The following is a 17,497-nucleotide window of genomic DNA, read 5'->3' on the forward strand; positions in this document are numbered from 1 at the left end:
CCGCTTGAATTAATTAAGGGTGAATTAAGTTGCGCTGGCTAACCTGAGGCCACTTAAACAGCTCACCCGAAAAGGACACACACACGATGAAAACCCTGACCGCTTTGTTCGCCGCCACCGCCTTGACCCTGACCGCCGGCCTGGCCCAGGCCGATGTGCGCCCAGACCAGATTCCAAGCCTGTTGCAGTCCGGCGCGGTGAAGCCTTTCGAGCAGCTCAACAAAGACGCCCTGGCCAAACACCCCGGCGCCACCATCAATGACACCGAGCTGGACGACGAAGCCGGTCGCCTGGTCTACGAAGTGGACATGACCGACACCAGCGGCAAAAAGTGGGACGTGAAGCTCGACGCCAAGACCAGCGAAGTGCTGGAAAACAAACTCGATACCTGATCAAAACCCAGAACCCAATGTGGGAGCGGGCTTGCCCGCGATGGCGGACTGTCAGACACCGAATCGGCCACCTGACAGTCCGCCATCGCAGGCAAGCCAGCTCCCACATTTTTTTGTACTCGATCAAGCACCCAACCGCGCCGTCACCTCATTCAACTCCCCCGACAAGCCCCGCAAGTTCAAACTCGCCGCTTCCGTACGCTGCACGTTATCCATATTGGCCGTAGCCACCGTGGTGATCTGCGTAATGTTGCGCGAAATATCTTCTGCCACCGACGTCTGCTCCTCCGCCGCCGTGGCAATCTGACGGTTCATGTCACGAATCGCCTCCACCGCCTCGGTGATATGCGCGAGCATGGCACCAGCCTGCGTCACCTTCTCGACACTCTCATCACTGCACGACTGGCCGCTGACAATCGCCTCGGCCGCATCCACCGCGCCGGTTTGCACCGCGTGGATAATCTGGTTGATCTCGATGATCGACGCCGCCGTGCGTTGCGCCAGCGAGCGCACTTCATCGGCCACCACCGCAAAACCACGGCCCGCTTCACCCGCGCGCGCCGCTTCAATCGCCGCGTTCAGTGCCAGCAGGTTGGTTTGCTCGGCAATCGCGCGGATCACTTCCAGCACCTTGCCGATGCGCACGCTGTCGGTTTCCAGCTGGCGGATGATGGTGCCAGTGTTGAGGATTTCGTTGCGCATCTGGCCGATGGTGGCGATGGTGATTTTCATCACTTCACCGCCTTCGCGGGCCGAGTGATCCGCTTCATCGGCGGCACGTGAAGCACTGGCGGCGTGGCGGGCGACTTCCTGGGCCGTGGCCGACATTTCAGTCATGGCCGTGGCCACCTGGTCGGTGCGGTTGAACTGCTCGTGGGTGCCGGCGCTCATCTGCCCGGCGATCGAATTCAACTCGCCGCTGGCGCTGACCAGATCGGTGGCGCTGCGCTGCAAACGGCTGAAGGTTTCGGCGAGAAAGTCGCGCAAGGTGTTGGCGGCGGCGGCCAGGTGCCCGAGTTCATCCTGGCGACGGCTGGCCACGCGCTCGGCAAAGCGGCCGTGGCTCAGTTGGGTCACGTAGTCGATCAAGCCGCGGATTGGCAGGATCAGGTTGCGGTTGATCAACCACAGGCTGAACAGGCCGATCAACACACCGGACAGCAACATGATCGCCAGACCGACGATCACGGTGCGCTCGGCGTAGGCACTGATGGCCAGGGATTGTTTCGCCCCTTGTTCACGCAGGTCGCTGACCAGCGCGCTCATCTGATCACTGGCGGCGCGGTCCACGCCTTTGACGGCCGCGTCGCCAGCGGTCGCATCGCGGCCAGCGGCCACATAGGCGTCGCGACCTTTCTGGTACGCCACGCCAAGTTGCTGGTGTTCCTCGCGCAAGGCTTCGATGCGTCGGCTCAAGGTGGCATCGTCACGGGTCTGGGCGACCAGGCGGGTGAGGATGCCTTGCACATCGCGCTGACGGTCCTGGAACTGGCCCCAGTATTTGTCCATGTCCTGGGGCTGCTTGCCACGCAACAGGACGTTTTTCCATTCCTGCACTTGCACCTTGAATTGCAGGTTGGCCTCATCGATCAGCTGCGAGGTCTGCAATGGCCCGTCAATCAAACTGCGATAACTCTGCACCCCGTTGGAGAGGAAGTTGAAACAGGCCAGGGCGATCAACAGCATCGCCAGCAGGCTGCCACCGAGCAGCGACAGGATTTGTGCTCTCAAGGAGGTTCGCAAAACATTCATCGGGGTAAAGCCTCGATACAGGGAATTGGTGCATGCACGCCATAACATCCCTGTCATCTAAGGCACCGCCCATCCACAGCGGTTCTACCCGCTTGAATCGGCCGCGCCAGACGCTTCTTGAACGCTTCCTGACAAATGGTCAAATAAATGTCACAGCAGCGAAATAATTAGAAAACTGTCACAAAACTGTCAAACTCCCTTGCAATGATTCGCCTACGCGAACCTGTGAAACGTCCTACAGGCCCTTAGTCTGCGAGCCGCCATGAACCACAGCATTGACCACAGCCACCAGGATCCCGATCTGTTTGGCTTGCTTTACGGTTTCCGTTTTCGCCCCGGCGAAAAAGGCGAGCAGATTGATTCGGCCACGGCCCTGCGGGCCTTGCAGCAACCGGCCGACCCGGAAGAGTTCTTGTGGCTGCACCTGAACCTGGCCCACGCCGCGTGCGAACGCTGGATGCAGACGCACCTGGAATTGCCCGAAGAGTTCTTCGAAGCACTGCACGAAGGCTCGCGCTCCACCCGTATCGAACACGTGGACTCGGCCTTGCTGGCGGTGGTCAACGACGTGGTGTTCAACTTCAGCAGCATGGTGTCCTCGGATATTTCCACCCTGTGGGTCTGCGCCCGCAGCCGCTTGCTGGTCAGCGCACGCCTGCAACCGCTGCACTCGGTGGATAAGCTGCGCTCGTCGGTGAAGGCTGGTGAACGCTTCCGATCGCCGTTGGAATTGCTTGTGCATTTACTGCGCGACCAGGGCGAAGTGCTGACCCAGATCGTGCGCAAGACCAGCATCAGCGTCGACCATATCGAAGACCAGTTGCTGTCTTCACGCCTGTCCACCAACCGCGCCGAACTGGGCGCCGCCCGCCGCGTGCTGGTGCGCCTGCAACGCCTGCTCGCGCTGGAACCGGGTTCGCTGCTGCGCCTGCTCAACCGCCCGCCGCAATGGCTGCAAAAGGAAGACGTGAAGGAGTTGCGCAAATCCACCGAGGAGTTCGCGCTGATCATCAACGACCTGATGGCGTTGGGCGAGCGGATCAAACTGTTGCAGGAAGAGATCGCCGCCAACCTCAATGAGCAAAGCAACCGCACGCTGTTTACCCTCACAGTGGTGACGGTGCTGGCGTTGCCGATCAATATCATTGCCGGTTTTTTTGGCATGAACGTGGGCGGCGTGCCGCTGTCCACGGACCCGGAGGGGTTCTGGATTCTGGTGGCGTTGGTGGCGACGTTTACCTTGATTGCCGGGCGTTGGGCCTTCAGAAAGCGCAAAGACTACTGAATGTAGGAGCAGGCCTCTGTGGGAGCTGGCTTGCCTGCGATGCAGACACCTCGGTGTATCAGGCAGACCAGGGTGATGCTATCGCAGGCAAGCCAGCTCCCACAGTGGACTGCATTTCAAGGCGCAATCAGCATCACTCTTCCTTGCTGTGCACCACCACCAGCAACTGCGCCTGCACCGGCCCCACCGACCTCAGCCGATGGGGTTTCTGCGCATTGAAATGCAGCGCATCACCGCGCTCCAGAATCACCCGCTCGTTCATAAAGTCCACTTCCACCTGGCCTTCATGCACAAACAGAAACTCCTCCCCCAGGTGCTCCTTGAAGGTCTTGTCGGTGAACTCCGCCGGTGGGTAGATGATGAACGGCAGCAGGCTGCGCTCACTGACCTGATGGGCCAGCACCGCATAACCCGGCGCGGTGTCGGGCCGTTCATGGCTGCGCACCAGGCTGTAGCTGTCGAGGCTGACGCTGTCTTCGCTGAACAGCTCTTCGACCTTCACGTTCAACGCCTTGGCCAGTTTCAGCGCGGCCGCAATCGACGGCGTATTGAGTCCGCGTTCAACCTTGGACAGGTAACTCTTGGTCATGCCGGACTTTTCGGCCAGCACATCCAAGGTCACGCCAAGTTTTTTTCTCAATAATTTCAAACGGATAGACATGTGCTGCGGTTAATCCATGCAGGAAACGATAAGCTGCGCTTGCCAATGACACTTTGTGTCATATAGCATCTTTAGTGTCATTTGCGTTCACCCAACGACCTTGCGAGCAGCGGGAGACCAGCAAACCAGACGTCCATTGAACTACCCAAAGGACACCGATATGGCCAAGACATTAGCACTCCCCAAAGACCAACTGGTCAAGCAAGCGCTGGTCCAGATGCAAAACACCTTGGCGGATAATACGTGGACCGACCGGCAAAAGCTGGCGCTCACGTGCCGCATCCTGTTCGAGAACGGCCACGACTCCGGCCTGGCCGGGCAGATCACCGCCCGTGGGCCAACGCCTGGCACCTATTACACTCAGCAACTGGGCCTGGGTTTTGACGAAATCACCGCCAGCAACCTGCTGCTGGTCAACGAGGACCTTGAAGTCCTGGAGGGCCACGGCATCCCCAACCCGGCCAACCGTTTTCACTCGTGGGTGTACCGTGGGCGGCCGGATGTGAATTGCATCATCCATACGCACCCCACGCACATCGCGGCGTTGTCGATGCTGGAAGTGCCGTTGCAGGTGTCCCATATGGACCTCTGCCCGCTGTACGAAGACTGTGCATTCCTGGAAGCCTGGCCGGGGGTGCCGGTGGGTAATGAAGAAGGCGAAATCATCACCGCGGCCCTGGGCGACAAGCGCGCGATCCTGCTGTCGCACCACGGCCAACTGTCCACCGGGGCGAGCATCGAGGAAGCCTGTGTGATCGCGCAGTTGATCGAACGTGCGGCGAAGTTGCAGTTGCTGGCGATGGCGGCGGGCACCATCAAACCGATCCTGCCGGAACTGGGTCGTGAAGCCCACGACTGGATCTCCCGGCCCAAGCGCCACGGCGCCGCGTTCAATTACTACGCCCGGCAGAACCTGCGCCAACACGCCGATTGCCTGAACTGATTACCCTTTTTCGAGCGGAGACCTCTCATGTCCAGCCCAACCATCCACGGCATCATCGGCTACACCATCACCCCGTTCAGCGCCGACGGTTCACGCATTGACCTCGACGCCCTCGGCCGCTCCATCGACCGCTTGATCGCCAGCGGCGTGCATGCCATCGCGCCCTTGGGCAGCACCGGCGAAGGCGCCTACCTGAGCGACGCCGAATGGGATGAAGTGAGCGCCTATAGCCTGGCAAAAATCGCCCGGCGCGTACCCACCATCGTCAGCGTGTCCGACCTGACCACCGCCAAGGCCGTGCGCCGCGCCCGCTACGCCGAAGCCAATGGCGCCGACGTGGTGATGGTGCTGCCCGCCTCGTACTGGAAGCTTAGCGAGGCGGAAATCCTCGCCCACTACGCCGCGATTGGCGACAGCATCGGCGTGCCGATCATGCTCTACAACAACCCGGCCACCAGCGGCACCGACATGTCGGTGCCGCTGATCCTGCGCATCATCCAGCAGGTCGCCAACGTGACGATGGTCAAGGAAAGCACTGGCGATATCCAACGCATGCACCAGTTGCATCGCCAGAGTGACGTGCCGTTCTACAACGGCTGCAACCCGCTGGCGCTGGAAGCGTTCGCGGCCGGTGCCAAGGGTTGGTGCACGGCGGCGCCGAACCTGATCCCACAGCTCAACCTGGATTTGTATGACGCCGTACTGGCCAATGACCTGACAACGGCACGCGCGCTGTTCTATCGCCAGTTGCCGTTGCTGGAGTTCATTCTCAAGGGTGGTTTGCCCGCGACGATCAAGGCCGGGTTGCGCTTGACCGGGCTGGAGGCAGGCGATCCGCGACTTCCGGTATTCCCGCTGGGTGAAGCGGCGATCGAACAGCTGAAAACATTCCTGCGCTAACACCGCAGCCCTTGTGGGAGCAGGCTTGTGTGGGAGCTGGCTTGCCTGCGATGCAGACACCGCGGTTCATCCGTGAAACCGAGGTGATGCAATCGCGGGCAAGCCCGGCTCCCACATTGCCCTTCTCCCACATTTTTAATCGCGTACATCCGTTATATAGAGACAAATAGCAATGGTTCTCGATACCATTCGCGACTTTCCTCCGTCGTGCTTCGTCAAGAAGGATATCCATGTCTCGTCCCAAGCCCGACCCGTTGGCGGCCGATGCCTTTCGCGGTTTTTATACAGATATCCTGTATTTCCTGCGCAAACGCACGGACAACGCCAGCGACGCGGCGGACATGACCCAGGATGTCTTCACCCAATGGCTGGACTACCGCGACCGCGCCAAGGTCGAGCAGCCACGGGCGTTTCTGTTCCAGATGGCGCGCAACCTGCTGCGCGATCACTGGCGTAAACAGAAGGTACGGCAGACCGTCCACCAGGATCAGGCCGAAAGGGACGCGGAGCCTGTCACCGACGAGCAAAACGAGCCCATGGCCGCCGCGCAACGCTTGCAACGCCTGGGACAGTTGAAAGAAGTCCTCGCCGAACTCTCGCCCCGCCGCCGAGAAGCCCTTATGCTGCACCGCTTCGAAGGCCTGAGCCAGGCGCAGATCGCCGAACGCATGGGCATTTCCACCAGCATGGTGGAAAAGCACATCGCCTTGGCCCTGCTGCATTGCAAGCGACGCCTTCAACACGAACCCGGCACGGAGCAGCCAGAATGAACCGCCTGAGCGACATCGACATCGAGGACAGCGACTCCATCGACGCCCAAGCCGCCAGCTGGTTTGCACGCAACCACGCCGACACTGATCGCGCCGACCGCAAGGCCTTTGCCGCCTGGCAGACCGAGCCGGCCCATGCCCGCGCCTATGCCGAATTCGAGCAGCTGTGGGCGGACCTCGCCCAGTTGCAGCAACTGAACAAACCCGTGGCGCTGCCCCAACGCAAACCGTCGGTGTGGCGCCCGGCCCTGGCAGTGGCCGCAGCGGTGATCTGCGCCGTGCTGGCCACGCACATTGGCGCGCCCCGCGCGCTCTATCACAGCCAGGTCGCCGCCCACGCCAAAGGCATGCGCACCCTCAACCTGCCCGATGGCAGCACCCTGTACGTGAATGCCAACACCCAGCTGCGCGTGGACTTCACCGCCCACCAGCGCATCGTGCACCTGGACAAAGGCCAGCTGTACATCGAGGTGGCGCCCGACAAGGAACGGCCACTGTTCGTACAAGCCGGTGAGGCGAATGTGCGGGTGGTCGGCACTGGTTTTGACGTGCGCCGCAGCCAGCAGCAACTGGTGGTCAGCGTTGCCCACGGCCAGGTGGCGTTCGCGCCGGACGCGAAAAACCCGGTCACCTTGCTCGGCGCCCAGCAACGCGCCACCTACAGCTACGCCAAGGGCACGCTGCAACAGCAAACCCTCAACGGCCAAGAGGTGGCCGACTGGCGCAGCGGGCACTTGTCGTTTCGCAATCGCGAACTGGCCAGCCTGATCGACGAGTTGAGCCTGTACCGCCCGCAGGCACCGCTGCAAGTCAGCCAGGCCGTGGCGCAGTTGAAGGTGTCGGGCAATCTTGACGTGAATGACCCCGACGCCCTGCTCAACGCCCTGCCCGCCCTGCTGCCAGTGAAAACCGTGGCGTTGGCTGATGGCGTGGTCAGGATTGAATCGAGCCAGTAAGGCTTATTTGAGAATATTTTGCATTCGCAGGTGTGGATTTGTTGACCAGCCCCGTCTTCCCCCGGTCTGTGTTTGATACGCACACCTTTTTGGCTATTTAGCCGCACCGGGGGATTCCATGTTTCGCGCGCCTTGCCACGCTTCGCACCTGTTTCTTCGACCGACACTCATCGCTAGCTGCCTGGTATTGAGCCTCAGTGCCCAGGCCGAATCGCTCACGCTGCAACTGCCTGCGCAGTCGCTGGCCACGTCCCTGAGCCAGGTGGCGCAGCAAGCGAAAATCCAGCTGCTGTTCGATGAAGAACTGCTCAAGAACGTGCAGGCGCCAGCACTCAACGGCGACTTCACGCCGGAAGTGGCGATTCGTACCCTGCTGAAAAACGGCGAGTTCACCCTGATCAAGGTCGGCAGCACCTACGTCGTGCGCCCCGATGAGGGCAAGACCACCAACAGTGGCGTTGTTCAACTGGATGCCCTGAGCGTGATCGGCACCGGTAGCCAGGTCGACTCCAGCACCGTGGGCCGCTCCACGCTGAGCCAGGCGGATATCGACCGCTACCAGCCCGATAACATTCCTTCACTGTTGCAGACCCTGCCCGGCGTATCCATGGGCGGCTCGCCCAAGCCGGGCGGCCAGACCATGAACATCCGCGGCATGGGCGATGCCGAGGATGTGCCGATGACCGTGGATGGCGCGGCCAAAAGCGGTTTCGAGCGTTATCAACAAGGCACGATCTTCATTGAACCCGAACTGATCAAAAGCATTGAGGTGGAAAAAGGCCCTTACTCGCCATTTACCGGTAACGGCGGTTTTGGCGGCACGGTCAACATGATCACCAAGGACGCACCCGACCTGCTCAAGGACGGGCAAAATGCCGGGGCGATGGTCAAATACGGCTACGCCAGCAACAACCACGAGCAGGTCTACACCGGCGCCGTGTATGGCCGCACCGACGACGGCCGCATGGACGGCCTGGCCTACCTGACCAAGCGCGACGGCGACGACCTCAAGCTCGCCGGCACGCCGCCCGATCCGCGTAATGAATACCCGATCAACCCCAAGCGCTTGCCCAACAGCGCGCAGGATGTCGAAGGCCAGCTGTTCAAGTTCAACGCGTATTTCACCGATGAACACAGCATGGGCCTGTCTTACTCTCGCGCCCAAAGCCAACGTATGACGCCGTTCTCGGCCAAGTCCTACCCATCACCCCCGAAACAACCTGCCATCGACCGTTATGGCTACGCCACGGCGGTGTCTCGTTTCCTGGCCGACCGCGACACAGTGGACACCACCTGGTCGAGCAAGTACGAGTACCACCCACTGAACAACCCGCTGATCGACCTGAAGCTGAGCTACTCGGAGTCCAATACCGACCAGACCGATGAGCGCGCCGAGAATGCCGTCATTAGCCTGGCTACCGGTGGACGCAAGATGGATACGTCCTACAAAGACCGCATCCTCGAACTGCGCAATACCAGCCTGCTGACCACAGGTCCGCTGGAGCACGCGGTGACCACGGGCGTGCAGATCCGCAAGCACAAGCGCGAAACCGAGAGCTGGATGCCGGGCGCCACCTACAACACCGCCAAATACAACTATGGGCATTTCCAGCCGTACTTCATGCCCCACGGCAAGGTCGATAGCAACGCGTTCTACATCCAGGACGCGATTACCCTGGGCGACGTGACCCTCACGCCATCCCTGCGTTACGACCACGTGCGCAACCGCGGCGAAGCCAACGATGCGCCGTACTACAGCAGCCCTGACCCGAAAGTGGGCCACGACTACAGCGACCGCACCTACACCGGTTGGTCACCACGCCTCGCCGCGTTCTGGAACGTGACCCCGGATGTGGCCTTCTTCGCCAGTTGGAACCGCACCTGGCGTGCGCCGGTGATCGATGAACAGTACGAAGTCCAGGGCGGCCTCAGCACCCGCAGCGCCACCAGCCTGAACCTCGACCCGGAGCGCATTACGGCGATTACCGCGGGTAACGTCACCAACTTCTCGGGGCTATTCACCCGCGAGGACAACCTGCAACTGCGCACCACGCTGTTCCACAACCGTATTGAAGACGAAATCATGAAAGCCACCGGCGTCGGCTGCGAACGACAGTTGACCGTGTCGGGCAGTATCGATTCGGTATGCAGTGACGCGGCAGCCAGGACCAACTATCGCAATGTGGGTGGCATGACCATCAAGGGCGTCGAGCTGGAAAGCTACTACGACTCGACCTACCTGTTCGGTTCCCTGACGTATTCCTGGGCCACAGGCAAGCGCGACAACCCCTACACCAACCCCTGGGCGACAGACCTGCACGTGTGGGCGCGGGATATCCCACCGGCCAAATGGGTGGTGGTGCTGGGTACCAAGATCCCGAGCTGGGACGCGCAGGTGGGCTGGCAGGGCCAGTTCGTACGCAAGACCGATCGCGTGCCCACCGATGTCTACGCGGGCGGTTTGAACTCCACCATCGGCGACTTCATCTACGACCAGACAGAGAACGCCAGCTACGACACACAAGGCCTGTTCGCCAATTGGAAACCACAGCAGGCCGGTCTCAAGGGCACCGAGATCAACTTCACCGTCGACAACCTGTTCAACCGCTTCTACCAACCGGCACTCAGCGGTGAAGGTGTCTACAGCCAAGGCCGCAACGCCAAGATCAGCATCACGCGCTTCTTCTGAAAAAACTGTACGGATAAATCCGCACCCAGCTGTAGGCCCTTGATTGGCGGGGGGTGTGGCTAGATGGGCTTCCCTTGAAGCCCTCTAGATTCTGGTTGCCTTCCATGAGCTCGCGCGAAAACACCGGCATGGCCCTCGGCCTGCTGGGCGTCATCATCTTCAGCCTGACCCTGCCCTTCACCCGCATCGTGGTGCAGGAAATCCACCCGCTGCTCAACGGCCTCGGCCGCGCGCTGTTCGCGGCGGTCCCGGCGGCGGCGCTGTTGCTGTGGCGCCGCGAGCAATGGCCGACCTGGCGCCAGGTGCGCGGCCTGTGCCTGGTGATTGCCGGGGTGATCTTAGGTTTCCCGGTGCTGTCGGCGTGGGCCATGCAAACCCTGCCGGCGTCCCATGGCGCGCTGGTCAACGGCCTGCAACCGCTGTGCGTGGCGCTGTATGCGGCGTGGCTGTCCCACGAGCGGCCGTCCAAGGCCTTCTGGGCCTGCGCGGCGCTGGGCAGTGGCTTGGTGTTGAGTTATGCGTTGATCACCGGTGCGGGCAGTATTCAGGCGGGCGATTTACTGATGCTCGGCGCCATCGCGGTGGGCGGCCTGGGTTATGCCGAAGGTGGCCGACTGGCCAAGGAGATGGGCGGCTGGCAGGTGATCTGCTGGGCGCTGGTGCTGTCGACGCCGGTGTTGATCGGCCCGGTGTGGTACCTGGCGGCGCAGCATCAAGGGGCGATTTCCACGCGGGCCTGGTGGGCCTTCGGTTATGTGTCGCTGTTCTCGCAGTTCCTCGGGTTCTTTGCCTGGTATGCCGGGCTGGCCATGGGCGGGATCGCGCGGGTGAGCCAGATTCAGTTGTTGCAGATCTTCTTTACCATCGCGTTTTCGGCGTTGTTCTTTGGTGAACAGATCGAGCCGATTACCTGGGTGTTTGCGTGTGGGGTGATTGTGACGGTGATGCTGGGGCGCAAGACCTCGGTGCAGCCTGCGCCCAAGCCTAGCGCGGTCTGACAGTGGAAGGAGATTAGTGTGGGAGCGGGCTTGCCCGCGATAGCAGTCTGTCAGTTGATGAATCAGGTGCTGATCCACTGCAATCGCGGGCAAGCCCGCTCCCACAAGGTTTTGTGTCAGTTCAGGTAGCCATCCGCCCGCAGCAGAGTTTCCAGGCAGTGTTCGGTGATGTGGTAGAACGCCTTCAGTTCCTGGATTTTCTCCAGCAACTGCGCATTATCCACCGGTTCCGCACGCTTCACCGCGAGGATCATCTTGTTCTTGTTGGTGTGGTCCAACGAGATGAACTCGAACACCTTGGTCTCATAACCACAGGCTTCCAGAAACAGCGCACGCAAACTGTCGGTGACCATCTCGGCCTGCTGGCCCAGGTGCAAACCGTATTGCAGCATCGGCTTCAACAGCGCCGGGCTCTGGATCTGCAGGCGGATCTGTTTGTGGCAGCACGGCGAGCACATGATGATCGACGCGCCGGAGCGGATGCCGGTGTGGATCGCATAGTCGGTGGCAATGTCGCAGGCATGCAGGGCGATCATCACGTCCAGTTCGCTGGGCGCCACGCTGCGCACGTCGCCGCACTTGAACACCAGCCCCGGATGCTCCAGGCGCGCGGCGGCGGTGTTGCACAGGGTCACCATGTCTTCACGCAGCTCGACGCCCGTCACTTCGCCCTCGGCCTTGAGGGTGTTGCGCAGGTAATCGTGGATGGCGAACGTCAGGTAACCCTTGCCCGAACCGAAATCCGCCACGCGCACCGGCTGGTCCAGCTTGAGCGGTGAGGTGGTCAGCGCATGGCTGAACACTTCGATGAACTTGTTGATCTGCTTCCACTTGCGCGACATCGACGGGATCAGCGCCTGCTTGGCGTCGGTCACGCCGAGGTCGGCGAGGAATGGCCGGCTGAGGTCGAGGAAGCGATTTTTCTCACGGTTGTGCTCGGCGCTCGGCGCCTCGCGCAGTTGCTGCGGCTTGCTCTTGAACAGCGAGCTTTTGTTCTTCTTGCTGTATTCCAGCTGGGCTTCGTCAGTCAGCGCCAGCAGGTGCGCGTTCTTGAACTGCGCCGGCAGCAGCGCGGCAATCGTCGCCACGCCCTCGGCCACGGGGAAGTTCTTGGTGATGTCGCGGGTTTTATAGCGATAGACGAAGGACAGGCATGGCTGTTCCTTGACCGTCACCGCCTTGATGATCAGCCGTTGCAACTCGGCTTCGTCACCGACGTATTTGGCCAGCACCAGCTTGATAAAGGCGTTCTGCGCGAGGCTGGTGCCCAGCAGTTCGATGAACTGGGCGTGGTGGTCGCTGACGGGTTGAGCGGTGACGGACATGAACAAAAACGCCTCGGGCAGGGAATGCCGGGCATTTTAGGGGGGATGGGGCTGGAGGGCACGGGCTTATTTGACTAACGGTCGATGAAGCGCCACAAACCAAATGTGAAAACAGGCTGGTGTGGGAGCTGGCTTGCCTGCGATGCAGACGCCTCGGTGAGTCAGATGTACCGAGGTGATGCTATCGCAGGCAAGCCAGCTCCCACATGAAACCGTGCCCACATGGAGAACCGTGTCGCCTGGATTATTTGAGGACGACCAGGCGATTCGGCAGCTCGTTACGCGTCTGCGTCACCGGCACATGCACCTTCAACAACTCGCCACACGCCTCGATGCAGTCGATAAACCCGGCCAGCGTCTGCCCCTGCTTCACCTGCTGGGTAAACGCCTGCACGATGGCATCCCAACTGCCGTCATCCAGGCGCTTGGAAATCCCGTCATCCACCAGGATCTCCACATAGCGCTCCGCCTCGCTGACAAAGATCAGCACCCCGGTGCTGCCCAGCGTGTGATGCAGGTTCTGCTCCAGGAACTGCCGCCGCGCCAGGTTGGACGCACGCCAGTGGCGCACCGAACGCGGGATCAAACGGGTAGTGACCTTGGGCAGACGAAACACCAGGCACAACACGATGAACGTCGCCCATTGCGCCAGCAGCAAGGTGTACATGGTCAGGTAGCCCGACAGGTAATGCACCACACCTGGCACTACCAACGCGATGAGGCTGGCCCACAGCAAAGGAATGTAGGCGTAGTCATCGGCGCGGGCGGCCAGCACAGTCACCAGTTCGGCGTCGGTGGTTTTCTCGACGCGGGCAATCGCTTCGGCCACTTGGCGCTGCTCGTGTTCAGTCAGTAATGCCATGGTTGTAGATGCTCTTTTCTAGTTATTGTCATTACCAGCCACCCGATGCCCCGCCGCCGCCGAAGCCGCCACCGCCGCCGCGGAAACCACCGCCGCCGCCGCCACCACCACCGCGACCACTGCTGCTGAGGATCGCCAGCAGGATCGCGCCCACCGGCAGGCCCAGGCGATTGCACAGCCACAACACGCCGATCAGCAGGATAAACAGGCCAATGGAAAACCCCGGATTATCCTTGGCAAAGTTGGCATCCGCCACATGCGCCGGCACCGCCAGCGGTTCACCGCCCACCACCTGCACCATCGCCGCCACGCCGTCGCTGATGCCCTGGCTGTAGTTGCCGGCCTTGAACTTGGGCGCGATCACCTGGTTGATGATCACCCACGACTGCGCATCGGTGAGCACGCCTTCCAGGCCATAGCCGACTTCGATGCGCAATTTGCGCTCATCACGGGCGACGATCAACAGCGCGCCATTGTCCTTGCCCTTCTGACCGATGCCCCAGTGGCGGCCCAATTGGTAACCGAAGTCTTCAATCGGCACGCCCTGCAGGTCGGGCACGGTGACCACCACGATCTGGTCGCCCGAGGTCTGCTCCAGCGCCTGCAATTGCTGGGTCAGTTGCTCGCGCGTCGCCGGGTCGATCATCTGGGCGGTGTCCACCACCCGCCCGCTCAGCGCCGGGAACGTCAGCGCCGCCTGGGCCACGCCCACGCAGGCCAACAGCCACAGCGCCAGGCCTATCCTTAATAAACGCATCGACACCTCAATGCAGCGTTATTTGAACTTCACTTGCGGTGCTTTATCGGCATCGGCGCTGGTGGCTTCAAACGTGGCGCGGATCGGCAAGTCGCTGTACATCACGCTGTGCCACAGGCGGCCAGGGAAGGTACGGATCTCGGTGTTGTAGGCCTGCACCGCCTGGATAAAGTCGCGGCGCGCCACGGCGATGCGGTTTTCGGTGCCTTCAAGTTGGGATTGCAGGGCCAGGAAGTTCTGGTTGGCCTTGAGGTCCGGGTAGCGTTCGGACACCACCATCAAACGGCTGAGGGCACCGCTCAAGCCGTCCTGGGCTTGCTGGAACTGCTTGAGTTTTTCCGGGTTGTCGAGGGTGCTGGCATCCACCTGGATCGAGGTGGCCTTGGCCCGCGCTTCGATCACGGCGGTGAGGGTGTCTTGCTCATGGGCGGCGTAACCCTTGACCACTTCCACCAGGTTGGGGATCAGGTCGGCGCGGCGCTGGTACTGGTTCTGCACCTGGCCCCAGGCAGCTTTGGCCTGTTCGTCGAGGGTCGGGATGTTGTTGATGCCGCAACCGCTCAGCACGCTGCTGATCAGTAGCAAAGCCGCGGCTTTCAAGCCCCAGCGGTAACCTTGTGCTGCTTGCATGGTGTTTCTCCTGGCGAACCTTGATGGAATTGGGCAGCCGTGAGGCATAATCCGCTACCACGACTGGATTGCATCGAATCAATCAGCTAAAAAGATGCCCACCGCTAATAAGAGTTCCGAAGTGTGCGGCATTTGTCGGTATAACACTCGAACAACAACATACGTCCCCCACATTTTGGCAGAACAGCGCGTTTTCGCTGGGCAGTGTGCCGAAAAAGGATATTCATGAAAAAGCTGTGTTTGCTCGGCCTTGTTGCCACTCTGGCCAGTCACCCCGTATGGGCAGAAACAAAGCCTGCTGCGCTTAAAGACAAGGACGCGTTTGTCAGCGACCTGCTCAAGCAGATGACCCTCGATGAAAAGATCGGCCAATTGCGCCTGATCAGCATCGGCCCGGAAATGCCCCGCGAGCTGATCCGCCAGGAAATCGCCGCCGGCCGCATCGGTGGCACGTTCAACTCGATCACCCGCCCGGAAAACCGCCCGATGCAGGACGCGGCCATGCGCAGCCGCTTGAAGATCCCGATGTTCTTCGCCTACGACGTGATCCACGGCCACCGCACGATTTTCCCGATCAGCCTGGCCCTGGCCTCCAGCTGGGACATGGACGCGATCCACCGCTCCGGGCGCATCGCCGCCCAGGAAGCTGCGGCCGACAGCCTCGACATCACCTTTGCACCGATGGTGGATATCTCCCGCGATGCTCGCTGGGGTCGCACCTCCGAAGGCTTCGGCGAAGACACCTACCTGGTCTCGCGCATTGCCGAAGTGATGGTCAAGGCGTTCCAGGGCACCAGCCCGGCGAATGCCGACAGCCTCATGGCCAGCGTCAAGCACTTCGCCCTGTATGGCGCGGTGGAAGGCGGCCGCGACTACAACGTCGTCGATATGAGCCCGGTGAAGATGTACCAGGACTACCTGCCGCCGTACCACGCGGCGATCAAGGCCGGCTCCGGCGGCGTGATGGTGGCGCTGAACTCGATCAACGGCGTGCCCGCCACCGCCAACACCTGGCTGATGAACGACCTGCTGCGTCGCGACTGGGGCTTCAAGGGCCTGACCGTCAGCGACCACGGCGCGATTTTCGAGCTGATCAAGCACGGCGTGGCCAAGGACGGGCGTGAAGCCGCGAAACTGGCGATCAAGGCCGGCATCGACATGAGCATGAACGACTCGCTGTACGGCAAGGAATTGCCGGGGCTGCTCAAGTCGGGCGAGATCGAACAGAGCGACATCGACAACGCCGTGCGCGAAGTGCTCGGCGCCAAGTACGACATGGGCCTGTTCAAGGACCCGTACCTGCGCATCGGCAAGGCCGAGGATGACCCGGCCGACACCTACGCCGACAGCCGCCTGCACCGCGCCGAAGCCCGCGACGTCGCGCGCCGCAGCCTGGTGTTGCTGAAAAACCAGAATGAAACGCTGCCGCTGAAAAAGTCCGCGACCATCGCCCTGGTCGGCCCGTTGGCCAAGGCCCCGATCGACATGATGGGCAGCTGGGCCGCCGCCGGTCGCCCTGCGCAATCGGTCACCCTGCTGGACGGCTTGAACGCGGTGATCGGTGAAAAAGGCAAAGTGATCTACGCCCGTGGCGCCAACATCACCAACGACAAGGCCGTGGTCGATTACCTCAACTTCCTCAACTTCGATGCCCCGGAAGTGGTGGATGACAAACGCGCGCCGCAGGTGTTGATCGACGAAGCGGTGAAAGCCGCCAAGAGTGCCGACGTGATTGTCGCGGCTGTGGGCGAGTCCCGTGGCATGTCCCACGAATCCTCCAGCCGCACCGACCTGAACATCCCGCAGAGCCAGCGCGACCTGATCAAGGCCCTGAAAGCCACCGGCAAGCCGTTGGTGCTGGTGCTGATGAACGGCCGCCCGCTGTCGATCCTCGAAGAGAACCAACAGGCCGACGCGATCCTGGAAACCTGGTTCGCCGGCACCGAAGGCGGCAACGCCATCGCCGACGTACTGTTTGGCGACTACAACCCGTCCGGCAAGCTGCCGATCACCTTCCCACGTTCGGTGGGGCAGATTCCGACCTATTACAACCACCTGACCATTGGCCGCCCGTTCACCCCGGGCAAGCCGGGCAACTACACCTCGCAGTACTTCGATGACACCACAGGGCCCTTGTTCCCGTTTGGTTATGGCCTGAGCTACACCACGTTCAGCCTGTCGGACATGGCGTTGTCGTCCACCACCTTGAACAAGACCGGCAAGCTCGACGCCAGCGTTACCCTGAAAAACACCGGCAAGGTCGATGGCGAAACCGTGGTGCAGTTGTATATCCAGGACGTGGCCGGCTCGATGATCCGCCCGATCAAGGAGCTGAAGAACTTCCAGAAGGTCATGCTCAAGGCGGGCGAAGAGCGCACGTTGCACTTCACCATCACCGAGGAAGACTTGAAGTTCTACAACACCCAGCTCAAGTTCGCGGCGGAACCGGGTGAGTTCAATGTGCAGATCGGGTTGGATTCCCAGGATGTGCAGCAGCAGACCTTTGAGCTGCTCTGATTTAAAGCTGTAAATGCAGTCAGTGTGGGAGCTGGCTTGTGTGGGAGCTGGCTTGCCTGC

15 protein-coding genes are annotated in these 17,497 nt (G+C 61.3%); 9 read left to right on the plus strand and 6 right to left on the minus strand.

Annotation, left to right across the window (positions count from 1 at the left end; genetic code table 11):
• The first annotated feature begins 86 nt into the window (after window positions 1-86).
• Window positions 87-392, plus strand: coding sequence for a PepSY domain-containing protein (locus B348_RS0116070; protein WP_017737097.1), 306 nt, complete (start codon window positions 87-89; stop codon window positions 390-392).
• 123 nt (window positions 393-515) lie between these two features.
• Here B348_RS0116070 and B348_RS0116075 read toward each other — a convergent pair whose 3' ends face one another.
• Window positions 516-2,144, minus strand: a complete 1,629-nt coding sequence (locus tag B348_RS0116075) for a methyl-accepting chemotaxis protein (RefSeq protein WP_017737098.1) — start codon at window positions 2,142-2,144, stop codon at window positions 516-518.
• Window positions 2,145-2,406: 262 nt separating this feature from the next.
• Here B348_RS0116075 and B348_RS0116080 point away from each other — a divergent pair, with 262 nt between their 5' ends.
• On the plus strand, window positions 2,407-3,429 hold the full coding sequence (locus B348_RS0116080; protein ID WP_017737099.1) for a transporter: 1,023 nt from the start codon (window positions 2,407-2,409) through the stop codon (window positions 3,427-3,429).
• A 133-nt stretch (window positions 3,430-3,562) separates the two neighbouring features.
• On the opposite strand, the gene B348_RS0116085 is transcribed toward B348_RS0116080, so the two are convergent.
• A complete protein-coding gene (locus B348_RS0116085; protein ID WP_017737100.1) occupies window positions 3,563-4,090 on the minus strand; it encodes a helix-turn-helix domain-containing protein in 528 nt (175 codons plus the stop codon).
• Between the two features lie 160 nt (window positions 4,091-4,250).
• Between B348_RS0116085 and B348_RS0116090 the strand changes: the two genes are divergently transcribed.
• The 6 genes from B348_RS0116090 (at window position 4,251) to B348_RS0116115 (ending at window position 11,346) form a co-directional block, all read left to right on the plus strand.
• Window positions 4,251-5,033, plus strand: coding sequence for an aldolase (locus tag B348_RS0116090; RefSeq protein ID WP_017737101.1), 783 nt, complete (start codon window positions 4,251-4,253; stop codon window positions 5,031-5,033).
• Window positions 5,034-5,060: 27 nt separating this feature from the next.
• Window positions 5,061-5,933: a dihydrodipicolinate synthase family protein gene (locus B348_RS0116095; RefSeq protein WP_017737102.1), complete on the plus strand. Its 873-nt coding sequence runs from the start codon at window positions 5,061-5,063 to the stop codon at window positions 5,931-5,933.
• 230 nt (window positions 5,934-6,163) lie between these two features.
• Window positions 6,164-6,703, plus strand: coding sequence for an RNA polymerase sigma factor (locus tag B348_RS0116100; protein ID WP_017737103.1), 540 nt, complete (start codon window positions 6,164-6,166; stop codon window positions 6,701-6,703).
• Entirely contained in the window at window positions 6,700-7,659 is a 960-nt protein-coding gene (locus B348_RS0116105; RefSeq protein WP_017737104.1) for a FecR domain-containing protein, read from the plus strand. Before B348_RS0116100 ends, B348_RS0116105 begins: the two co-directional genes overlap by 4 nt.
• Window positions 7,660-7,777: 118 nt before the next feature.
• Window positions 7,778-10,348, plus strand: a complete 2,571-nt coding sequence (locus tag B348_RS0116110; RefSeq protein ID WP_026136820.1) for a TonB-dependent receptor — start codon at window positions 7,778-7,780, stop codon at window positions 10,346-10,348.
• A 104-nt stretch (window positions 10,349-10,452) separates the two neighbouring features.
• Window positions 10,453-11,346: a DMT family transporter gene (locus B348_RS0116115; RefSeq protein ID WP_017737106.1), complete on the plus strand. Its 894-nt coding sequence runs from the start codon at window positions 10,453-10,455 to the stop codon at window positions 11,344-11,346.
• Between the two features lie 116 nt (window positions 11,347-11,462).
• Here B348_RS0116115 and B348_RS0116120 read toward each other — a convergent pair whose 3' ends face one another.
• From B348_RS0116120 to B348_RS0116135, 4 genes are all read right to left on the minus strand, one after another.
• Window positions 11,463-12,671 carry an SAM-dependent methyltransferase gene (locus B348_RS0116120; protein ID WP_017737107.1) on the minus strand — a complete coding sequence of 403 codons (1,209 nt, stop codon included), beginning with the start codon at window positions 12,669-12,671 and terminating at the stop codon, window positions 11,463-11,465.
• A gap of 244 nt (window positions 12,672-12,915) precedes the next feature.
• A complete protein-coding gene (locus tag B348_RS0116125; RefSeq protein WP_017737108.1) occupies window positions 12,916-13,533 on the minus strand; it encodes a TPM domain-containing protein in 618 nt (205 codons plus the stop codon).
• Window positions 13,534-13,564: 31 nt separating this feature from the next.
• Window positions 13,565-14,290: a YgcG family protein gene (locus B348_RS0116130; protein ID WP_017737109.1), complete on the minus strand. Its 726-nt coding sequence runs from the start codon at window positions 14,288-14,290 to the stop codon at window positions 13,565-13,567.
• A gap of 18 nt (window positions 14,291-14,308) precedes the next feature.
• Window positions 14,309-14,920 carry a LemA family protein gene (locus B348_RS0116135; protein ID WP_017737110.1) on the minus strand — a complete coding sequence of 204 codons (612 nt, stop codon included), beginning with the start codon at window positions 14,918-14,920 and terminating at the stop codon, window positions 14,309-14,311.
• Between the two features lie 225 nt (window positions 14,921-15,145).
• On the opposite strand from B348_RS0116135, the gene bglX reads away from it, so the two are divergent.
• Window positions 15,146-17,437, plus strand: a complete 2,292-nt coding sequence (gene bglX, locus B348_RS0116140; protein WP_017737111.1) for a beta-glucosidase BglX — start codon at window positions 15,146-15,148, stop codon at window positions 17,435-17,437.
• Window positions 17,438-17,497 lie beyond the last annotated feature (60 nt).

The organism is Pseudomonas sp. CBZ-4 (assembly GCF_000346755.1).
In the GTDB taxonomy this organism is placed as follows: domain Bacteria; phylum Pseudomonadota; class Gammaproteobacteria; order Pseudomonadales; family Pseudomonadaceae; genus Aquipseudomonas.

Excerpts from the sequence above, each read along its gene's own strand:
- B348_RS0116080 (WP_017737099.1), top strand. The coding sequence starts at position 2,407 with ATGAACCACAGCATTGACCACAGCCACCAGGATCCCGATCTGTTTGGC.
- bglX (WP_017737111.1), top strand. The coding sequence starts at position 15,146 with ATGAAAAAGCTGTGTTTGCTCGGCCTTGTTGCCACTCTGGCCAGTCAC.
- B348_RS0116095 (WP_017737102.1), top strand. The coding sequence starts at position 5,061 with ATGTCCAGCCCAACCATCCACGGCATCATCGGCTACACCATCACCCCG.
- B348_RS0116115 (WP_017737106.1), top strand. The coding sequence starts at position 10,453 with ATGAGCTCGCGCGAAAACACCGGCATGGCCCTCGGCCTGCTGGGCGTC.
- B348_RS0116075 (WP_017737098.1), bottom strand. The coding sequence starts at position 2,144 with ATGAATGTTTTGCGAACCTCCTTGAGAGCACAAATCCTGTCGCTGCTC.
- B348_RS0116070 (WP_017737097.1), top strand. The coding sequence starts at position 87 with ATGAAAACCCTGACCGCTTTGTTCGCCGCCACCGCCTTGACCCTGACC.
- B348_RS0116100 (WP_017737103.1), top strand. The coding sequence starts at position 6,164 with ATGTCTCGTCCCAAGCCCGACCCGTTGGCGGCCGATGCCTTTCGCGGT.
- B348_RS0116120 (WP_017737107.1), bottom strand. The coding sequence starts at position 12,671 with ATGTCCGTCACCGCTCAACCCGTCAGCGACCACCACGCCCAGTTCATC.
- B348_RS0116110 (WP_026136820.1), top strand. The coding sequence starts at position 7,778 with ATGTTTCGCGCGCCTTGCCACGCTTCGCACCTGTTTCTTCGACCGACA.
- B348_RS0116085 (WP_017737100.1), bottom strand. The coding sequence starts at position 4,090 with ATGTCTATCCGTTTGAAATTATTGAGAAAAAAACTTGGCGTGACCTTG.
- B348_RS0116125 (WP_017737108.1), bottom strand. The coding sequence starts at position 13,533 with ATGGCATTACTGACTGAACACGAGCAGCGCCAAGTGGCCGAAGCGATT.
- B348_RS0116105 (WP_017737104.1), top strand. The coding sequence starts at position 6,700 with ATGAACCGCCTGAGCGACATCGACATCGAGGACAGCGACTCCATCGAC.
- B348_RS0116130 (WP_017737109.1), bottom strand. The coding sequence starts at position 14,290 with ATGCGTTTATTAAGGATAGGCCTGGCGCTGTGGCTGTTGGCCTGCGTG.
- B348_RS0116135 (WP_017737110.1), bottom strand. The coding sequence starts at position 14,920 with ATGCAAGCAGCACAAGGTTACCGCTGGGGCTTGAAAGCCGCGGCTTTG.
- B348_RS0116090 (WP_017737101.1), top strand. The coding sequence starts at position 4,251 with ATGGCCAAGACATTAGCACTCCCCAAAGACCAACTGGTCAAGCAAGCG.